Source organism: Rhodococcus sp. ACS1, assembly GCF_002300155.1.
Classification (GTDB): Bacteria; Actinomycetota; Actinomycetes; order Mycobacteriales; family Mycobacteriaceae; genus Rhodococcus_F; species Rhodococcus_F koreensis.
This window is the reverse complement of record NZ_NSDZ01000004.1, coordinates 564,992-581,899: the sequence shown is the minus strand read 5'-3', so window position 1 is coordinate 581,899 and position 16,908 is coordinate 564,992. Positions and strand designations below refer to the sequence as shown.

Annotated in this window: 17 protein-coding genes; 14 read left to right on the top strand and 3 right to left on the bottom strand. The window is 67.8% G+C overall.

Annotated elements, in window-relative coordinates:
- Window positions 1-239 precede the first annotated feature (239 nt).
- Genes CJ179_RS14995 through CJ179_RS14975 form a run of 5 tightly spaced genes read left to right on the top strand, consistent with a single transcriptional unit; the run spans window position 240 to window position 3,692 of the window.
- A complete protein-coding gene (locus tag CJ179_RS14995; RefSeq protein ID WP_095862090.1) occupies window positions 240-623 on the top strand; it encodes an ethanolamine utilization protein in 384 nt (127 codons plus the stop codon).
- Window positions 624-641: 18 nt separating this feature from the next.
- The gene (locus tag CJ179_RS14990) at window positions 642-1,160 is read left to right on the top strand and encodes a dimethylamine monooxygenase subunit DmmA family protein (protein WP_241031344.1); all 519 of its coding nucleotides are present in this window, start codon (window positions 642-644) and stop codon (window positions 1,158-1,160) included.
- A complete protein-coding gene (locus CJ179_RS14985; protein ID WP_095862089.1) occupies window positions 1,157-2,134 on the top strand; it encodes a PDR/VanB family oxidoreductase in 978 nt (325 codons plus the stop codon). The genes CJ179_RS14990 and CJ179_RS14985 overlap by 4 nt, the downstream gene beginning before the upstream one ends.
- Window positions 2,131-3,120, top strand: coding sequence for a DUF3445 domain-containing protein (locus tag CJ179_RS14980; protein ID WP_095862088.1), 990 nt, complete (start codon window positions 2,131-2,133; stop codon window positions 3,118-3,120). The genes CJ179_RS14985 and CJ179_RS14980 overlap by 4 nt, the downstream gene beginning before the upstream one ends.
- Window positions 3,117-3,692 (top strand): TetR/AcrR family transcriptional regulator, encoded by a 576-nt coding sequence (locus CJ179_RS14975; RefSeq protein ID WP_095862087.1) that lies wholly within the window; start codon window positions 3,117-3,119, stop codon window positions 3,690-3,692. Before CJ179_RS14980 ends, CJ179_RS14975 begins: the two co-directional genes overlap by 4 nt.
- 43 nt (window positions 3,693-3,735) lie before the next feature.
- On the opposite strand, the gene CJ179_RS14970 is transcribed toward CJ179_RS14975, so the two are convergent.
- The gene (locus CJ179_RS14970) at window positions 3,736-4,284 is read right to left on the bottom strand and encodes a HutD family protein (protein ID WP_072937016.1); all 549 of its coding nucleotides are present in this window, start codon (window positions 4,282-4,284) and stop codon (window positions 3,736-3,738) included.
- Between the two features lie 181 nt (window positions 4,285-4,465).
- Between CJ179_RS14970 and CJ179_RS14965 the strand changes: the two genes are divergently transcribed.
- Window positions 4,466-5,821, top strand: coding sequence for an ammonium transporter (locus CJ179_RS14965; protein WP_095862086.1), 1,356 nt, complete (start codon window positions 4,466-4,468; stop codon window positions 5,819-5,821).
- 67 nt (window positions 5,822-5,888) lie between these two features.
- On the opposite strand, the gene CJ179_RS14960 is transcribed toward CJ179_RS14965, so the two are convergent.
- A complete protein-coding gene (locus CJ179_RS14960; RefSeq protein WP_072937014.1) occupies window positions 5,889-6,476 on the bottom strand; it encodes a transcriptional regulator in 588 nt (195 codons plus the stop codon).
- A gap of 82 nt (window positions 6,477-6,558) precedes the next feature.
- On the bottom strand, window positions 6,559-7,224 hold the full coding sequence (locus CJ179_RS14955) for an XRE family transcriptional regulator (protein ID WP_012689757.1): 666 nt from the start codon (window positions 7,222-7,224) through the stop codon (window positions 6,559-6,561).
- A gap of 171 nt (window positions 7,225-7,395) precedes the next feature.
- On the opposite strand from CJ179_RS14955, the gene styD reads away from it, so the two are divergent.
- From styD to CJ179_RS14915, 8 genes are all read left to right on the top strand, one after another.
- The gene (gene styD / locus CJ179_RS14950; protein WP_072937013.1) at window positions 7,396-8,883 is read left to right on the top strand and encodes a phenylacetaldehyde dehydrogenase StyD; all 1,488 of its coding nucleotides are present in this window, start codon (window positions 7,396-7,398) and stop codon (window positions 8,881-8,883) included.
- Window positions 8,884-8,923: 40 nt separating this feature from the next.
- Window positions 8,924-10,039: an NDMA-dependent alcohol dehydrogenase gene (locus CJ179_RS14945; RefSeq protein ID WP_009475608.1), complete on the top strand. Its 1,116-nt coding sequence runs from the start codon at window positions 8,924-8,926 to the stop codon at window positions 10,037-10,039.
- Window positions 10,040-10,104: 65 nt separating this feature from the next.
- Window positions 10,105-10,425, top strand: a complete 321-nt coding sequence (locus CJ179_RS14940; RefSeq protein WP_072937012.1) for a multidrug efflux SMR transporter — start codon at window positions 10,105-10,107, stop codon at window positions 10,423-10,425.
- Window positions 10,426-10,477: 52 nt separating this feature from the next.
- Window positions 10,478-11,047, top strand: coding sequence for a TetR/AcrR family transcriptional regulator (locus CJ179_RS14935; RefSeq protein ID WP_095862695.1), 570 nt, complete (start codon window positions 10,478-10,480; stop codon window positions 11,045-11,047).
- Between the two features lie 169 nt (window positions 11,048-11,216).
- Window positions 11,217-13,178 (top strand): primary-amine oxidase, encoded by a 1,962-nt coding sequence (locus CJ179_RS14930; RefSeq protein WP_095862085.1) that lies wholly within the window; start codon window positions 11,217-11,219, stop codon window positions 13,176-13,178.
- Entirely contained in the window at window positions 13,171-14,610 is a 1,440-nt protein-coding gene (locus CJ179_RS14925) for an APC family permease (RefSeq protein ID WP_095862084.1), read from the top strand. Before CJ179_RS14930 ends, CJ179_RS14925 begins: the two co-directional genes overlap by 8 nt.
- A gap of 8 nt (window positions 14,611-14,618) precedes the next feature.
- Window positions 14,619-15,140: a DUF5134 domain-containing protein gene (locus tag CJ179_RS14920; protein ID WP_095862083.1), complete on the top strand. Its 522-nt coding sequence runs from the start codon at window positions 14,619-14,621 to the stop codon at window positions 15,138-15,140.
- A 34-nt stretch (window positions 15,141-15,174) separates the two neighbouring features.
- Window positions 15,175-16,884 carry an amidohydrolase gene (locus tag CJ179_RS14915; protein WP_095862082.1) on the top strand — a complete coding sequence of 570 codons (1,710 nt, stop codon included), beginning with the start codon at window positions 15,175-15,177 and terminating at the stop codon, window positions 16,882-16,884.
- The last annotated feature ends 24 nt before the right edge of the window (window positions 16,885-16,908 follow it).

Genomic DNA, 16,908 nt, shown 5'->3' with positions numbered 1-16,908 from the left:
TTCACTATGAAACAGTTCTACTATGTCCATCGCGTTACGGCAATGTTGTGGCCGAATCACCAAAATCTCCCGCGCAACTGAGGCTTCGGCAGAATAATGCGGTCCTGAACTGCACACTCTCCGGACCGCCGACGAGATTTACGCCGTGGAAATATGCGATGTGGTTTCCTGTTGCTACCCCGAGTTTCACGCAGGGGATTCGCTCTTCAGCACCCTCATCGCCTCTCACAGGAGACTCCATGACCACGACCGACAAGCCCACCGCCGTCCAGTTCCGCGTCACCGCCGGATTCCACGAGAACCTGCCGCAAATGCCGGTCGCGGAGTACCCGGGCACCAAGGGATACATCGACGACGTCTTCGCCAACCCGGACGGCTCCGAGATGTCGGCCGGCTACTTCGAACTTCAGCGCACCGACGCCCCGCTCGACTACTACTACGCGTACGACGAGATGAAGGTCGTCCTCGAAGGCGAATTCACCCTGGAGAACCTCGACACCGGCCAGGTCGAGGTGGCGAAGGCGAAGGATGCGATCTTCTTCCCCAAGGGGTCGCGCATCCGCTTCACCACCCCCGACCGCGCGCTGGCCTACTTCGTCGGCCACCGTTCCTTCGCGCCCTGATCTGCGATGGCCGTCTCGATGAGGTCGACGAGCGTCCCACGGTGGCGGTCCGACTACTCGGCCGTCGACGACCTGGCGGCCGGCGCTCTCGTCACCTGCTACGTGCTCGTCTCGGACGGTTCGGTCGGCGATCGAGTGCCGCGCGAGCTGTCCGAGCGGGTCGCCCCGGTACCGACTCGCATGCTGGCCGTCGAGAACGTCGACGGATCCGGGCTCGACGACCTGCTGTCCGAAGCGCGCATCGGGTGGCGATTCGTGGTGGCGGGTTCCGAGCGGACGGTGGGGGCGGTGCGCTCCCGCCTGATCTCCGCGGGCGCGTTGCCCGCGGAGATCGCCGCCGTGATCAGCGACGGGGACACCGGGGTGCGCGACGTGTACTGCGCGCACTGCCACACGACGTCGCCGAACGTTCCGGTGGCCGTGGGCGGGCAGACCCCGTGCACGGGGTGTTCCGAAGAGCTGACCGTCTACTACCACTTCTCCCGGCGCCACAGCGCGTACCTGGGTTACCGAGCCGATGCGGAGGAACTGCCATGACCATGGTGCTCGAAACGGCTGCGGGCGAGGGTGTTACCGGCGCGCTCACCCTGATGGTGCGCGAGGTCCGGCTACTGTGCCCGGGTGTCCGGCACGTCGTCCTCGCGGACCCGGGCGGCCGCGCGCTGCCGACGTTCACCCCGGGTAGCCATATCGCGGTGAACTGGTCCGAGGGCAGGCACAACTCGTACTCGCTGACGGGGCCGTCGATCGAGCCGGACCACTACGCGATCTCGGTCCGGCTCGACGAGAACGGGCGCGGCGGTTCGCGCTGGGTCCACGACCTCCAGCCGGGGCAGACCGTCCGGGTGAGCTGTCCGCGCAGCGCGTTCGCGCCGATCCTCAACGCCCGGCACCACATCCTGGTCGCGGGCGGGATCGGCGTCACCCCCATCCTGTCGCACGTGCGGGCTGCCCTCGAATGGGGTCGTTCGTTCGAGGTGATTTACTCATTCCGCGACCGTCAGGGGGCGCATGCCGACGAACTGGCGGCGCTGTGCGGCGACCGGCTCGTCACGGTGTCCACCCCCGGGGAACTCGCGGGCCGCCTCGTCCCGACGCTGGCCGATCAACCACTCGGCACCCACGTCTACACGTGCGGTCCCGCGCCGATGATCGCCGCGGTCGCCGAGTGGGCCCGCGAATGCGGCTGGCCGCCGGGCCGGGTGCACTCGGAGGCGTTCGGCGCGGGCCCGCTGCCCGATGGAAACCCGTTCGCCGCCAAGCTCGGACGCACCGGGATGATCGTCCCCGTCCCCGCGGGCACCAGCCTTCTCGAAGCCCTGCTGGACAAGGGAATCGCCGTCCCGAATTTGTGCCGCCAGGGGGTGTGCGGCGAATGCCGGCTGTCGGTCCGCGGCGGCGAGGTCGAGCACCGCGACCTGTACCTCACCGACGAGGAGAAGGCGTCCGGAGATTCGATCATGCCGTGCGTGTCACGGGCCGTAGGAGACCGATTGGAGCTGGAACTGTGACCTCGACCGACTCTCGTACCGCGCGTTTTCCCTTCCCCTTTCCCCGCGACCAGTACCGCTACAGCACCAACGTCGAGCCCGCCGGGAACTCCACCGACACCGTCGCCGGCAGCTGGGGTGACACCCGCATCACCATCGACGACCACTACCACCGCGAACTCGCCGAGCGCGAACGCATCCTCACCGCGGACCCGTCGCGGCACCAGTGCCTGCCGCACATGGTCCCCGCCGCGTGGGACGCCATGCTCACCCTGATGCGTACCCTCGCCGCCGAATACCCCGACACCATGACCCTCGAACGTCGCGGGGACACCTGGTTCTGGCGGAACGACCTCCTCGGGATCGAGCACAGCTTCGTGTTCGGCGACCTCACCACGCTGCCGGCGCCGCCGCTGGTGTACATCTGCGGCCAGATCCAGGAAGACGTCGTGCTCCTCGATCAGCGCGAGGGCGCATTGTGGGGCGATGCCGGACTGGTGACGTTCGCGGCGGACTGGTCCTTCGGATTCGACGTCGGGATGAGCTTCCTCGAGATCCACGGCCCCGTCCCGCGTGTCCACAGCGAGAAGATCATCACCCGCGCCCACAACTTCCTGATGCGGCTCGAACCCGGCCAGAGCTACCGGCGCACCAACTGGACGCTGACCGTCGACGGCAAACTCGACACGTCCACCGAGACCTATCCGGAGTGGGGGAAGGACCGTCGCACCCTCGCCGACGGACCGCTCGCCGAGGTAGGCGACCGACTGTTCCTGAGAACCGAAGTGCAGCACCTGATCCGGCTCGCCCACTCCGGCGCCGTCATGTTCCTCATCCGCACCTACCTGCTTCCGCTCCGCGACGTCGCGTCCGTCCCCGAGTGGGGTGCACGGCTGTACAAGGTCCTCGAGGACCTGCCGGTGGACATGGCCGAGTACAAGGGCATCAGCCGCACCCGGGAACCCGGCATGAGATGGCTTGCCGCCCACGGGGATGTGGAACTGTGACGCTGGCTGACGGGCGGCGGCGGGCAGTCCCCTGCAGCGATCAGGTGGCTCTCGACCTCGTCCTCGCGACAGTCGCCGTGATCGCCCGCGACGGTCTGCGCGGTCTGACGGTCCGGGCCGTCGCCGCGGAGGCGGGCATCACGGACGCGGAAGTCCGGCAGAGTTTCGCGTCGACGGATGCCCTCGTCGACGCCGCACTCCGGTACGCGCTGGACAAGAGCGCGAGCGTCTTCGCCGACATCGCCGACGGGTCGTCACTCGACCATTTCGTCGAGCACCTCACGGACCTCGTCGCCCGCGACCCCGACCTACAGGTCTTCCAGTACGAGCTGATGCTCGAATCCCGGCGAACGCCGCGCCTCGATCCACACGTGAAACTGCTGTACGCCACGTACATCGAGGCGACGTCCCAGGCACTGACCCGCCTGGGCATCACCGCCGACGAAGATCTGACCCTGCTGGTGTATTCGGCGATCGAGGGTTTCATCATGCACCAGCTGGTCGCGAAGGATCGTCCCGCGACCGAGCGCGCCATCGAGCGCCTGCGCCGGATTCTCTCGACCGCGAGGTGACCCCCAGGTGAGCGGCAAAGTGTGCCCCGGCACACTTTGCCGCTCACCTGTCGAGGATCTGGGCGAGAGCGACCGACGCCGGTCCGGACAGGTGGACGGACCCGTGTTCGACGAGCAGGCAGTCGCCGGGTTCGAGAGGCCCGAGGTCCGTCGTGAGGCCTCCGCTCAGGACCAGCAGGAGGACGGCCACCCGCCCGTCCGCGGCTGTCTCGTGCGCCGTCCCGATCTCGACGATCTCCACCGAGGCGGCAGTCGTGGACCGGTGGACCATCACGTTGAACGCCTCGGTCGCCCCGGCCGCCACGCAGACGGGGCCGTCCTCACCGGCGAAGGGGGTCGGGCCGAGACGGGCAATCATGGTCGGGCCACCGCCGAAGTCGAGGGACACCGGATGGTCGCCGATCACCGTGAAGATGCGGTCCACCTCGGGGAACGGCGAGAACGTCGAACTCCCGTCGAGCGTCGCGACGCTGAACCGCCACCGGGACGCGGCACCGGCGGCGATCTCCGCGGTGGTTCCTGCACCGTTGGCCCACCGCGTGACGCGACGATCCGCGCGACGGATGAGGCGTGCCTCGCGAGCTGTTGTCACCAATCCTCCTCACTCATCTAGTCCACTAACAAGATACATAGTTTCCTATGTCCATACTTAACGCATTCGTCACGCAACGCACCATACTCGCAATCTCAGCTTTGGTTCACTGACGCTAGACATTGATTCCCATAGGCGGACACTGCGAGTGTCCCGCCATCCTCGATCAAGGTGGACGACTATGAACGAAGCAGTCGCTGCGGCCGACACCGCCTGGATTCTGGCGGCCTTCACGGCGGTGAGCCTGATGGTGCCGGGCCTGGCCATGTTCTACGGCGGGATGGTCAGCGTGCGCAACACGCTCAACATGGCCATGATGACGTTCGGCGCGTTCGCCGTCGTCGGCGTGCTGTGGATCGTGTTCGGCTACTCGGCCGTGCTCGGCAATTCCCTCGGCGGCCTCGGCCTCCTGGGCGACCCCCTCGAGTTCTTCGGCTCCAGTGCGCTGCTGGACGCCCCCGCCGAACCCGGACTGCCACCCGCGCTGGTCTCCGGATTCCAGCTGTTGTTCGCCGGCATCACCGTGGCCCTCATCTCGGGCGCACTGGCCGACCGGATGAAGTTCGGCGCGTGGATGCTGTTCGCCGGACTGTGGGCCACGTTCGTCTACTTCCCCGTCGCCCACTGGGTCTTCGCGTTCGACTCGGAGGACGGATCGGTGATCGGTGGATGGATCGCCAACACCCTCGGCGCCATCGACTTCGCCGGAGGCACGGCGGTGCACATCAATGCCGGCGTTGCCGCCCTCGCCGTCGTCCTGGTTCTCGGGGCCCGCAAGACGTTCCCCGTCTCGCCGCGCCCGCACAGCCTTCCTCTGACGATGCTCGGCGCCGGCATCCTGCTGTTCGGCTGGTTCGGATTCAACGGCGGCTCGGCACTGTCCGCCGGCAACAGCGCGTCCGTCGTCATCCTCAACACCGTCGCCGCGGCATGCGCAGGCATTTGCGCGTGGCTGGCCGTCGAGAAGCTGCGAGAAGGCCGGGCCACGTCGCTCGGCGCGGCATCCGGACTGATCGCTGCCCTGGTCGCCATCACGCCCGCCTGCGGCGCCGTCTCGCCCCTCGGCGCACTGGTCGTCGGAGGCGCGGCCGGCGCGGTCTGCTGCTTCGCGGTCTCCTGGAAGTACCGGCTCGGCTACGACGACGCGCTCGACGTCGTCGGCGTGCACCTGGTCGGCGGCATCCTCGGCACCGTCCTGATCGGGTTCCTCGCGGATCCGGCCGCACCCAACGGCGCAGCGGGACTCCTCTACGGCGGCGGCTTCGACGTGCTGTGGCGCCAATGCGTCGCCGTGGCAGCCGTTCTCGCCTACTGCTTCGTCGTCACCCTGGTGATCGCCGCGGCACTGAAGAAGTTCATGGGCATCCGGGCCGACCAGGACAGCGAATACGACGGCCTCGACGTATCCGTCCACGGCGAGACGGCCTACGTGCTCGACGCCGTCGGCCTCACCGGCGCATCCAAGCACGGCGCAGACGCGGTGCTCGGCGCGGAAGCCATCACCGCGGAAGCGGTGGGAGACCCCGCGAAGGCCTGATCCAGCGCCACACAGACCAGGCCCTGTCCGCAGCATTCCGCGGGCAGGGCCCTGCCTTCGTCGCCGACTACGTCAGGCTCTGAGCCAGACTCCGAAGCCTGTCGCTGTAGTTGTTCGGCTGGGCGGACAGGAACTGGGTGAGCACGATTCGATCGAATTCCTCCATCGCGGCCGAATCGCCCGTGATCGCTGCATGATTCGCGACTTCGTGTTCGAGCAGTTCGACCGCCTCACGCCACCCGCGCACAGCGGGGCTTGCGAGTTCCATCTGCGGCTCGAATCGTAGGGGTTGATCGAGTGGACTCCCGAGAATTTCCTGCAGGTGCTCTTCGAGGGTGCCGCGCGACAGTCGGATGATCAGCTGAGACTGCCCCTCGTGCCACTCCATGCTTGCTGGGCGTCCCGGCGACAGAATCGACGCGACCGACATGCTCGAGTCGAACTCTTCTGCGCCACAGGTAATTCTGGCCGTTCCCGACAGCGGGATCTGAACGACGTAGAAGTCGCCGTGATCATCCGCGTTCATCCGCGCATCGGTGCCGTAATCGAAATAGTAGAGCCCGATCGCGCCCGCGGTGGCCAGGTAGACCGGCTCGGCAGGATCGAAGGGCAGCGCCGCTTTTCCACCGGACGCTATCTGAACTGTCGCCAACATTGCTACCACGACCTTTCGAACCACCCGCCACTCTACGCCCGGCACCCGGCGTGGAGGAAGGACGAAAACGCGGTCGGAGGAGTCACTCCTCGTGATGGTCCGGGTACGCGGTGACGGCGAGGAACCGGATGGGCAACCGCACGAGGTCGTTGGGACCGTGCAGGCCCTCGCCGTCGAGGAGCAGCGAGTCCCCCGGTCGCAGCGTGTACTCGGCCTCGCCGTGCCCGTAGACCATGACGCCCTCGAGCATGTAGAGCAGTTCGGTGCCCGCGTGCTGGAACAGCGGGAACGTCTCGCTGGCATCGGTGAGCGTGACCAGCACCGGTTCGAGTCGCTTGTGCTGCCCGCGCAGGGCGCCGAGGAGTTCGTAGTGGTGCCCCACCCGGGTGCCGCGTCCGACGATGACCGCGCCGTGGCCCGCCTCGACGTATACAGCGTCGCGGGCGGTGTCGGCACCCCGGAACAGGGAGGTCACCGGCACGTCGAGTCCGGCCGCGAGACGCGCCAGTGTCGACAGACTGCACGAGGTCTGCGAGTTCTCGATCTTCGACAGCATCGCCTTGGAGATCCCGACCTTGGCCGCCATGTCCCCGACGGACAGCCCGCTGGCCTTGCGGAGCGCCCGGACCTGCCTGGCGATCACCTTCTCGAGATCGGGCCCGGTCGGCGTGTCGGACGGCACCTCCCGCTCGACGGGCGCGGGGTCTCCCGTGTCGCGGTGAACCTCGGTCTCGGGTCGAGTCGTCACGTCCGCATCGTAACAGCGCTGTTTACTGTCAGGAAACTGCGACTCAGCGGCCCCGGACGCCGAATCGGTGCGCATACGAGCAACAAGCATGCGCGTGCGTGCAAGACGACGCCACCCCCTCGCCCGCATGCTTGTGACAGCCATCACAACACCACCGGGAGAGTTGACGCCATGACCGCAGTACACGAGAACGTCAGTGCCACAGGGCTTCCTGATGGAACCGCCACGCAGCTGTTCATCGGCGGGCAGTGGCGTCCGGCCTCGGACGGCGGAACGTTCACGGACCTGAACCCGGCCACCGGACGCCCCCTCGTCGACGTGTCCGCCGGAACCGGGCAGGACATCGACGACGCCGTCCGGGCCGCCCGCACCCAGCTGAACGGTGAATGGGGATCACTGCCCGGCGCCGCCCGCGGACGGATCCTGAACAAGGTCGCCGATCTCATCGAGCGCGACGGCGAGATCCTCGCCCGGCTCGAGGCCCTCGACGTCGGCAAGCCCGTCGGCCAGCCCACCATGCTCGACATCCCGATGGCCGCGGGCACGTTCCGGCACTTCGCCGGCTGGGCCGACAAGATCACCGGCCAGTCCATCCCGACCGCCGGCTACTTCGGTCAGCCCACCCACTCGTACACCGTCCGTGAACCGGTCGGCGTGATCGGCGCGATCGTCCCGTGGAACACCCCGCTGATGATCTCGGCGTGGAAGATCGCCCCGGCGCTGGCCGCCGGGAACACCCTGGTGGTGAAGCCGCCGGAGGACGCACCGCTGTCGATCCTGCACCTCGCGACGCTGCTCGAGGAGGCCGGACTGCCCGCGGGCACCGTCAACGTCGTGCCCGGCCTCGGCGAGATCGCCGGCGACGCGCTCGCCGCCCACCCCGGCGTCGACAAGATCAGCTTCACCGGCAGCCCCCGCGTCGGCCGGATCATCGCCAAGCGCGCCGCCGACACGTTCAAGCGCACCACCCTCGAACTGGGCGGCAAGTCCCCGCAGATCATCCTCCCGGACGCCGACCTCGAGGCCGCCATCAACGGCACCGCGATGGGACTGTTCTTCAACCAGGGCGAGGTCTGCGCCGCGGGCACCCGCATCCTGGTGCACCGGTCGCTGTACTCGCAGGTCGTCGACGGTCTCGCCGCCGCCGCGTCCGCCCAGGTCCTCGGCGACCCGTTCGACCCGGCCACCACGATGGGCGCCCTGGTCAACGCGAAGCAGCGCGACACCGTCCTCGACTACATCGCGGCCGGACGCAGCGAGGGCGCCCGCGTCGCCGCCGGCGGTGGCCGCCCGGACGGGGACGGGTTCTTCGTCCAGCCGACCATCTTCGCGGACGCGAACAACGACATGAAGATCGCGCGGGAGGAGATCTTCGGACCCGTCGGCACCGTCATCGCGTTCGACACCACCGACGAGGCGATCGCGATCGCCAACGCCACCGACTACGGGCTCGCCGCCTCGATCTGGACGCGCGACGTCTCCCACGCCCACACCCTCGCCGGCAAGGTCCGGGCCGGAGCGGTGGCGGTGAACGGCTGGGCACCCATCGATCCCGCCCTGCCCTGGGGCGGCATGAAGACCAGTGGCACCGGACGCGAACTCGGCTGGGCCGGAATCGAAGCCAACACCGAGGAGAAGGTCGTCACCATCATTCTCTGATCCCGTACACCATCGACGTCGTCGGACAGGAGCAGGAAACATGAAGACCCAGGCCGCTGTGTTGTGGGAGCCCGGTCAGCCGTGGCAGATCGAAGAACTGGAACTCGACCCGCCGAAGCACGGGGAGGTGCTGCTGCAGTTGGCGGCGTCGGGGATGTGCCATTCGGACGAACACGTCCGGGACGGCAGCCTGCCGCTCGAGTACTACCCGTTCATCGGTGGGCACGAGGGCGCCGGTGTCGTGCTCGAGGTCGGGCCGGGGGTCACCAGCGTCGAGAAGGGCGATCACGTCGCACTCGGATTCATCCCCGCGTGCGGGCGGTGCCGGCAGTGCGCGACCGGACAGTCCAGCATCTGCGACCTGGGTGCTCACCTGCTCGAAGGATGGCAGATCTCGGACGGCACGGCGCGGCACCACGTTCGCGGCAAGGACGCTGCCATCCAGTGCCTGATCGGGACGTTCTCGCCGTACACGGTGGTCAACGAGGCCTCGTGCGTCAAGATCACGAAGGACATCCCGCTCGACAAGGCGGCGCTGGTCGGCTGCGGCGTCACGACCGGCTGGGGGTCGTCGGTGTACGCCGCCGGCGTCCAGGCCGGTGAGACCGTCGTGGTGATCGGCATGGGCGGCGTCGGGTGCGGGGCGGTTCAGGGCGCGGCGCTCGCCGGTGCCCGGCACGTCGTGGTCGTCGACCCCTCGGAGTTCAAGCGGGAGCAGGCCAAGATCTTCGGCGCGACCCACACCGCGGCGAGCATCGACGAGGCACTCCCCCTCCTCCAGGACCTGACTTGGGGCCAGTTGGCCGACAAGGTGCTCATCACCGTCGCGAATGCGAGTGGCCGCATCATCGCTCCGGCGATGAGCCTGGTGGCGAAGGGCGGCACGTGCGTCCATGTGTCGGTCGGCGACGTCACGCAGAACGACGTCGATCTGAACCTGTTCGATCTGACGGCGATGCGCAAGACACTCAAGGGGGCGTGGTTCGGCAACGCGAACATCCGGTTCGACATCCCTCATCTGCTCCGCCTGTACATGGAGGGTCAGCTGAAGCTCGACGAGATGATCACGAGGACATACACACTCGACCAGATCAACGACGGCTACGAGGCCATGCGAAAGGCCGAGAACGTCCGCGGCGTCATCATGTACTCGTAGACGGCACCGTCGGGAGCGGTGGGGCGCTGCACGCCTCACCGCTCCCGGCATGGTTCCCTGTCCCCATGCCGTACGTGTTCCTGCTCGCCGCGATCGCCGCCGAGGTGTTCGGCACGAGCCTGCTGAAGTCCACCGAGGGTTTCACCCGGCTGTGGCCGACGGTCGGGTGCCTGGCCGGGTACGTCGTCGCGTTCCTGTTCCTGTCGCAGGCGGTCAAGACGGTGCCGGTCGGGATCGCCTACGCCATGTGGTCGGGGCTCGGGACGGCGGCGATCGTCGCGATCGGGGCCGCATTCCTCGGTGAACCGCTGACCGCGACGAAGATCTTCGGACTGGGTCTCGTCGTCTCCGGAGTGGTCGTGCTCAATCTCGGCGGAGCTCATTGATACCGTGGTCGCATGATCGCTGGTGGAGCAGGTACACGTCGTGCCTAAGCTCGTGGATCACGACGAACGTCGGCGAAGCATCACCGCCGCCGCCTGGCGGCTGATCGCCGCCCGCGGTATCGAGGCCGCGAACATGCGCGACATCGCCACCGAGGCCGGGTACACCAACGGCGCCCTGAGCCACTACTTCGCCGGCAAGGACGAGATCCTCCGGACGTCGTACGAGCACATCTCCGAGGCCACCGATCGCCGGATCACCGAGGCGCTCGGCGACGCGACCGGCCTCGACGCCCTGCGCATCCTGTGCCGCGAGGTGATGCCGATCAACGAGGAGAAACTCCTCGAGGCCCGGATCGCCGCCTCCCTGTGGCCGCGGGCCATGTACGACGAGCAGATGGCCGCGACCAACCGGCGGACGATGGACCGCTGGCGCGAGCAGATGGCGATCTTCCTCGAGCAGGCCCGCGACGAGGGCACCGTCGGCGACATCGACGTCACCATCGTGGTCGAGCAACTGCTCAACATGATGATGGGCATGCAGATTCTGGGTGTCCTCACGCCGGGCGAGACGTCGTCGGAGCGTCAGCTGGAGATGCTCGAGCGGTTCGTCACCACTCTCTGAATTTTCGTACGCTCGTCCAATTCCGTTGCTGCGGAATCCGTTAGCGCACCTTTGACCGGACGCCCAGTATGTCCGGGTCGGAAACTCACTGTTTACACGAGGGCACCTCGGCTGTAACGTACGTCACTAAGCTTTTTATTCAACACCCGTAGAACCAAAGGATCGCGACATGCCCACCCTTTCCCCTGCGCGTATCGACCACCCGCTGTCGCTGCCGACCGTCGAAGAGATCGCATCCCTCCGCGAGATCCTCGAGGCCGCCGACGCGCTGACCGAGCAGACGAGATTCGTCTACGTCGGCCTCGAGGAACCGGACAAGTCGACCCTGTACCCGGCCGAGACCAACGAGACCGATCGCCGATTCCGCGTTCTGCTGCACGACATCTCGTCCCCGAACGCCGTGGACGTCGTGGTGTCCGTGACCCGGCGGTCGGTGATCAGCTCGGTCACCCTCGACGCCACCCGGGACGGTCAGATGCCGGTCCTGGACGAGGAATTCGAACTCGTCGAGCAGGTATTGTCCGCCGACGAACGCTGGCTCGCCGCACTTGCCACGCGCGGACTCGACGTCGCCGACGTCCGGGTCGCTCCCCTCTCGGCCGGCGTCTTCGACTACCCCGGCGAGACCGGCAAGCGGATCCTCCGCGGGCTCGCGTTCCGCCAGGACCACCCGAAGGACCACGCCTGGGCTCACCCGATCGACGGGCTCGTCGGCTTCGTCGACGTCATGAACCGGACCGTCACCGACGTCCTCGACCTCGGCGCCGTCCCGATCCCCGAGGAGTCGGGCAACTTCGACGACCTCGCCGTCACCGGCCCGCTGCGCACCACCCAGAAGCCGATCGAGATCACCCAGCCCGAGGGCCCCAGCTTCGTCGTCGACGGCAACCGCGTCGACTGGGAGAAGTGGTCGTTCCGCGTCGGCTTCGACGCCCGCGAGGGACTTGTCCTCCATCAGCTCGGATTCGCCGACGGCGACCGGGTTCGCCCGATCATCCACCGCGCGTCCATCGCCGAGATGGTCGTGCCCTACGGCGACCCCTCGCCGGTCCGGTCGTGGCAGAACTACTTCGACACCGGCGAGTACATGGTCGGTCGCTACGCGAACGCCCTCGAACTCGGCTGCGACTGCGTCGGCGACATCACCTACTTCGACGCCGTCATCGCCGACGAGTTCGGCAGCCCCAAGACGCTGAAGAACGCGGTGTGCATGCACGAGGAAGACTTCGGCGTGCTGTGGAAGCACACCGACCTGTGGGCCGGCTCGGCCGAGACGCGCCGCCAGCGCCGCCTGGTCGTCTCCTTCTTCACCACGATCGGCAACTACGACTACGGCTTCTTCTGGTACCTCTACCTCGACGGCACCATCGAGTTCGAGGTCAAGGCCACCGGCGTCGTCTTCACGTCGGGACACCCGGGCGGCGACTACCCGTACGCCTCCGAGATCGCCCCCGGTCTCGGCGCCCCGTACCACCAGCACCTGTTCAGCGCCCGCCTCGACATGATGATCGACGGCGACCGCAACTCCGTCGAGGAAGTGCAGACCAAGCGGGTGAAGATGGGCCCCGGGAACCTGCACGGCAATGCGTTCACCCTCGAGCGCACACCGCTGACGAAGGAATCCGAGGCTCAGCGCCTCGCGGACAACAGCGTCGGACGCGTGTGGCACATCAGCAACCCGAACAAGCTGAACCGTCTGGGCAAGCCGGTGGCGTACGCACTGCACCCGGAGGGGCAGCCGATCCTGCTGGCCGACGACGACTCCTCGATCGCTGCGCGGGCGACGTTCGCCACCAAGCACCTGTGGGTCACCCAGTTCGACGAGAAGGAACGGTACGCGGCAGGCGATTTCGTGAACCAGCACGCCGGCGGCGCAGGACTGCCCAGCTTCGTGGCCGGCGACCGCGATCTGGAGAACGAGGACCTCGTCGTGTGGCACACGTTCGGCCTCACCCACTTCCCGCGCCCGGAGGACTGGCCGATCATGCCCGTCGACTACACCGGATTCACGTTGAAGCCCAACGGTTTCTTCGACCGCAACCCCTCTCTCGATGTGCCCCGCACGACGTCGAAGCACTGCTCGACCGGAGGCAGCAGCAGCTGCCACTCGGACGGAGGCACTCATGTCTGACACCACCACGGGTTCCGGACCCGGCAAGCTGCGCGGATCCATCGGCGTCGTCGGGATCGTCTTCCTCGTCATCGCCGCCGCCGCTCCCCTCACGGCGATCGGCGGCGCCCTGCCCGTCATGATCGCGATCGGCAACGGCGCGGGCGCCCCGACCGCCTACCTCATCGCCGCGCTGGTCCTGCTCGTCTTCAGCGTCGGATACGCGGCGATGAGCAGCCACATGGTCGACACCGGCGCGTTCTACGCCTACGTCGCCAAGGGTCTCGGCGAATCCTGCGGACTCGGGGCCGCCGGTCTCGCTCTGCTGACCTACACCGCCATCCAGGCCGCCGTCTACGGCCTGGCCGCCGCGACCATTCAGGGCCTCGTCGTCCAGTACGGCGGACCCGACCTGCCCTGGTGGATGTGGGCGCTCGTCCTCATCGCGCTGGTGGCCGTGCTCGGGTACCGCAGCATCGATCTGGGCGCCAAGGTGCTCGGCGTTCTCCTCGTCCTCGAAATCGGCATCATCCTCGCGCTGTCGTTCGGCGTCCTGGTGAAGGGCGGAGCCGCGGGCATCGACTTCGCGTCGTTCACCCCGACGTCGTTCTTCAGCGGATCACCGGGTGTCGCTTTGATGTTCGCGATCGCGTCGTTCATCGGATTCGAGGCCACCGCGATCTACGGCGAGGAGGCCCGCAACCCCCGGCGCACGATCCCGATCGCGACGTACGCCGCCGTCATCGTCATCGGACTGGTGTACGCCCTGGCCAGCTGGGCCGTGGTGCTCGCGTTCGGCAGCGACAACGTGTCCGACGCGGCCGCCGCCGACCCTGCCGGGCTGACGTTCGCCGCCGCCGCGCAGTTCCTGGGCGGACCCGCCGCCGACGTCATGGCGATCATGCTCGTCACGAGTCTGTTCGCCGCGCTGCTGGCGTTCCACAACGCCATCTCCCGGTACGTGTTCGCCCTCGCCCGCAAGGGTGCGGCCCCGCGGGCACTGGCCCGCACCCACCCCAAGCACGGTTCCCCGCACGTCGGCTCGATCGCCCAGACGATCTCCGCGACGGTGGTCGTCGGGGTGTTCGCACTCGCCGGCGCGGACCCGGTGCTGCAACTGTTCACCTGGATGGCGGGTCTGGCCACCGTGAGCATCCTGGTGCTGATGGTGCTCACCAGCGTCGCGATCATCGCGTTCTTCGCCCGCACCCGGCTGGACACCCGACTCTGGCACACCCGCATCGCCCCCGTGCTCGGATGCGTGGGTCTGGTGGCCGTCACCTGGTTGGTGCTCGACAACTTCACCACCCTGATCGGCGGGTCGGAACTGCTCGCGGACATCCTGCTCGCCGTGATCGCACTGTTCTTCGTCGCCGGACTGGTCGTCGCCCGGGTCACCCGGCAGAGCCGGGCATATGTCGGACAGAGCCGCGAACTCACCCCGACGATCTGAGTCCGACGATGTTCGAGATCCCTGCCGTGCATGCGGCGATGTTCATCGGAGCGGTCGGGGCCCTCGTCCCGATGTGGCGGGCACACGGAACGGACTGCCGGGTCCAGATTGCGCACGGTGCGATGGCGCTGTCCATGATCGCGATGATGATCCCCGGTGTGCCGGCGGGAATTCACCTGCTGGGGGGCGCCGTCCTCATCGCCCTCGCCGTGTTCGTCACCGGCGAGACCATGCACCGCCGGACCGCCGTTCCCTGCGCGGTCGACCTCACGGCGATGGGGGTGCTGCTGCTCCTGGCGCCGATGTCCGCTCCCGCTCCGGCGGCGTCGGCGCCGGCACCCTCCGGCCACCATCACGGTGGCGCAGGAATCTCGACCGGCTGGCTTCCCCTCGTGGTGCTCGTGTGCTGGGCACTGCTGACCCTGTATCTCTTCCGCTCCACCCCGCGCCGCGAGCGCCGTTCCGGCGTCAAGACCGCGGCGGCGGGTTCCGCACTGATGATCCTGGGCATGGCCCCGATGGCCGTCTGACCGCCCTCCCACCGACAGCACCCTGGAGGAACCGATGAGTTACGCCGATGCCGTCTACACCCGCGGCAAGGTCTTCACCGTCGACGAGGACTTCACGATCGCCACCGCCCTCGCGGTCCGCGACGGACTCGTCCACGCGGTGGGCACCGACGCCGAGATCGAAACCCTGATCGGACCGGACACGGTGGTCACGGATCTCGATGGGAGGACGATCCTCCCAGGAATCAACGATTCGCACCTGCACGCCATCGCCTACGGACTCGACACGCCGCCGCTGTCGCTCGACGTGTCGTTCCCGGCCGTCCGGTCGATCGCCGACGTCCGCGAACTCGTGCGGGAGGCCGCCTCGGCAGCCGAGGACGGCGCCTGGATCATTGGAACGGGCTGGGACGACGGCTATCTCGACGAATGCCTCACCGAGGACGGGCGGACACCGACCCGTTGGGACCTCGACGAGGTGTCCCCGGACAATCCCGTGTTCCTGCAGGACTTCTCCCGGCACACATCGTGGGTGAACAGCGCGGCGCTCGCCCTCGCCGCGGTGGACGAGACGACCCCGTTGCCGCCCGGCAGCCTCATGCCCACCGGCGAGGACGGCCTGCTGACCGGCATCGTCATGGAGGGAGCGCAGGCCCTCGTGCAGCGGGTTCTGCCGGCCCTCACCCGGGAGCGCCGGGAGGAAGCACTCCGCTCGGCGATCTCGATCCTGCAGAGCGAAGGGATCACCAGCTTCACCGACCCCGCGATCGGCCCCGGCGGCGAAGCCCTCGCCGGCGGTGCGATGGGCGCCGAGGGCCTGTCGGTGTACGCCGACCTCGCCCGCCGCGGAGAACTGGGCGCCCGCGTCAACCTGCTCCTCCTGCCCACCGGAATGTCCGGTTCCGCCGAGGATTTCGGGAAGAACCTCGCCGACATCGAGGTCCCGGACACGGTGGACCCGCGGATGTTCCGGGTTCTCGGGGTGAAGGTGTTCGCCGACGGCATCCCGCCGAGCAAGACTGCGTGGATGCACGAGGAGTATGTCGGCGGCGGCTGCGGCTCCCTGTGCGTCGGCGGCGACACCGACGAGCGGCAGGTGTACGAGGTGACCGAAATGGTCCGCATCGGTCACGAGGCCGGCTACCAGATCGGTGTGCACGTCACCGGTGACCGTGCCATCGACACCGTCGCCGAGGCGATCATCGCCGCACAGATCGCGCACCCCCGCGACGATGCCCGGCACTACCTGATCCACGGCGACTTCATCAGCGAAGCCACCCTGAAGCGACTGGCCGAGAACGATATCGGCGTCAACATGAACCCGACGATCAAGTGGACGATCGCCGACCTCGAGGTGGGGGTGGTCGGGACCGAACGCGCCGCCTACGAGTGGCCGTACCGCAGCGCCGTCGAATCCGGGGTGCACCTGATGAGCAGTTCCGACGCACCGGTCACACCACCCGATTGGCGCCAGGGCATCTCGACGATGATCCTGCGGGAAAGCAAGGCCAGTGGCGCGGTGAGCGGACCCGACCAGACCATCGGGCTCGCCGACGCCGTCCGGACCTATACGATCAATGCGGCCTGGCAGGATTTCGCCGAGGACTGGAAGGGATCACTCGAGGTCGGCAAGGTGGCCGACCTGTGCATCCTCGACGGCGACCTCGAGACCATCGATCCGCACGACATACCCGCGATGCAGGTCGTCACGACCGTGCTGGGTGGGAAGGTCGTGTTCGAGCGCGTCACGGAGAGTGTCGCGTAGGCCCGACACCGCTACATCCGAACG

Excerpts from the sequence above, each read along its gene's own strand:
- CJ179_RS14990 (WP_241031344.1), top strand. The coding sequence starts at position 642 with ATGAGGTCGACGAGCGTCCCACGGTGGCGGTCCGACTACTCGGCCGTC.
- styD (WP_072937013.1), top strand. The coding sequence starts at position 7,396 with ATGACCGCAGTACACGAGAACGTCAGTGCCACAGGGCTTCCTGATGGA.
- CJ179_RS14925 (WP_095862084.1), top strand. The coding sequence starts at position 13,171 with ATGTCTGACACCACCACGGGTTCCGGACCCGGCAAGCTGCGCGGATCC.
- CJ179_RS14940 (WP_072937012.1), top strand. The coding sequence starts at position 10,105 with ATGCCGTACGTGTTCCTGCTCGCCGCGATCGCCGCCGAGGTGTTCGGC.
- CJ179_RS14965 (WP_095862086.1), top strand. The coding sequence starts at position 4,466 with ATGAACGAAGCAGTCGCTGCGGCCGACACCGCCTGGATTCTGGCGGCC.
- CJ179_RS14930 (WP_095862085.1), top strand. The coding sequence starts at position 11,217 with ATGCCCACCCTTTCCCCTGCGCGTATCGACCACCCGCTGTCGCTGCCG.
- CJ179_RS14945 (WP_009475608.1), top strand. The coding sequence starts at position 8,924 with ATGAAGACCCAGGCCGCTGTGTTGTGGGAGCCCGGTCAGCCGTGGCAG.
- CJ179_RS14920 (WP_095862083.1), top strand. The coding sequence starts at position 14,619 with ATGTTCGAGATCCCTGCCGTGCATGCGGCGATGTTCATCGGAGCGGTC.
- CJ179_RS14995 (WP_095862090.1), top strand. The coding sequence starts at position 240 with ATGACCACGACCGACAAGCCCACCGCCGTCCAGTTCCGCGTCACCGCC.
- CJ179_RS14915 (WP_095862082.1), top strand. The coding sequence starts at position 15,175 with ATGAGTTACGCCGATGCCGTCTACACCCGCGGCAAGGTCTTCACCGTC.
- CJ179_RS14985 (WP_095862089.1), top strand. The coding sequence starts at position 1,157 with ATGACCATGGTGCTCGAAACGGCTGCGGGCGAGGGTGTTACCGGCGCG.
- CJ179_RS14960 (WP_072937014.1), bottom strand. The coding sequence starts at position 6,476 with ATGTTGGCGACAGTTCAGATAGCGTCCGGTGGAAAAGCGGCGCTGCCC.